This window comes from Bradyrhizobium hipponense (assembly GCF_008123965.1).
GTDB classification, from domain to species: domain Bacteria; phylum Pseudomonadota; class Alphaproteobacteria; order Rhizobiales; family Xanthobacteraceae; genus Bradyrhizobium; species Bradyrhizobium hipponense.
In genome coordinates this window covers 1-1,658 of the sequence record NZ_VSTH01000215.1, presented here as the reverse complement: position 1 = coordinate 1,658, position 1,658 = coordinate 1, and the positions used below count along the sequence as shown (strand labels likewise).

Here is a 1,658-nt window from a genome sequence, read left to right as displayed (position 1 = left end):
CGTCATTGCGAGTTGGGACCGGCTTGAGGAGCCGACGCGCGCTGAATGAAACTTTTCGCGGGTTGGCAAAGACGGTAAATTGGGGCGCCGTCGGCAAAGAGGTCGATTACTCTCTGGTGCGTGAGAGCCCGGTTGCGAGTTGGACCCGGGTTGCCTGGATGACCCACACTGGCGCGGAGGGGCGGCATCGCCCTGGAGCACGCTTCCTAGCATTCTTTTCTGACAGGCGCCTATGCCGCCGGCGCGAACTGTCGAGGAGAGGAGCATGGATATTCTGTACGAGCGCGTTGCAGGCCTTGATGTGCACAAGGACACGGTCGTGGCCTGTGTGCGGATCATGACTGAGGGTAAGGCGCAGCGGGAGTGCCGAACCTTTTTGGCCACGACGGAGCAGCTTATGGAGCTGAGAAGGTGGTTGGAAGAAAGCCGGTGCACGCATGTGGCGATGGAGGCAACCGGCGTCTACTGGATGCCGGTGTTCCGGATCCTGGGCGAAGGCGCCTTTGAACTGATCGTCGCCAATGCGGCGCACATCAAGAATGTTCCGGGACGCAAGACCGACATGAACGATGCGATGTGGATCGCCGATCTGTTGGCCTGCGGGCTGATCAGGGGCAGCTTCGTTCCGGACGAGCAGGTGCAGGAGCTGCGCGCGCTGACGCGAACGCGCAAGCAACTGGTGCGCGAGCAGACGCGGCACGTGCAGCGGATCGAGAAGACGCTGGCAGAAGCCAATATCAAGCTCGGCTCGGTGATCTCCGACATCATGGGCGCGAGCGGCCGGCGGATCATCCAGGCGATGATCGACGGCGTGCGGCAGCCCAACAAGCTGGCCGCGCTTGCCGGCAAGCAGATCAAAGCCTCGCCGAAGGCGCTTTACGATGCGCTGCACGGCCGTCTGACGGATCACCACCGCTTCCTGCTCGCGCTTCATCTGCGGCAACGCGACGGTCTGGACGAGACGATTCGCAAGCTTGATGCCGAAATCGCCGAGCGGATCGAGCACATGGAAGCGCAGGTGGACGGTCGCAAGATCCCCTTTCGCCACCTGATCGGATTGCTGACCACGATCCCCGGCGTCAATGCGGTGGCGGCGCCGTCAGTTCTGTCCGAGATCGGCGCCGACATGAGTCGCTTCCAGACTGCCGGCCATCTCGTCGCCTGGACCGGCCTGTGCACCGGGCAGAACGAGAGCGCCGGCAAGCGCAAGTCCTCGCGCCTGCGCAAAGGGGCGCCATGGCTCAAGACGATGCTGATTCAATGTGCCTGGGCCGCCAAGCGCAGCAAGAACAGCTACTACCGAGCCCAGTTCTTCCGCTTGCAGGCCAAGCGCGGGCCGCAAAAAGCCATTTGCGCCGTCGCGGCCTCGATCCTCACCGCCATCTACCACATCCTCAAAGACGGTACGGAGCATCACGACCTCGGCGCCGACTACTTCGATCGCCGGCCCACCGAGGTCAAAGCAAGCCGACTGGTCGCACGTCTCAAAAGGCTCGGCTTCAACGTTCAACTCCAGCCCATCGCGGAGGCCGCCTGACGCCCAATCATCAGTCGTTTCTTCCTAGCGCAGCGAAGCAATCCAGAATCTCTCCGCGGAGGGATTCTGGATTGCTTCGTCGCAAGGGCTCCTCGCAATGACGAGGAGAGAGCGGGTCCGC

The 1,658-nt window shown here is 62.7% G+C and carries 1 protein-coding gene; it reads left to right on the top strand.

All coding sequences use genetic code 11. The features are described from left to right. The first annotated feature begins 265 nt into the window (after window positions 1-265). On the top strand, window positions 266-1,537 hold the full coding sequence (locus tag FXV83_RS40140; protein WP_148745560.1) for an IS110 family RNA-guided transposase: 1,272 nt from the start codon (window positions 266-268) through the stop codon (window positions 1,535-1,537). Window positions 1,538-1,658 lie beyond the last annotated feature (121 nt).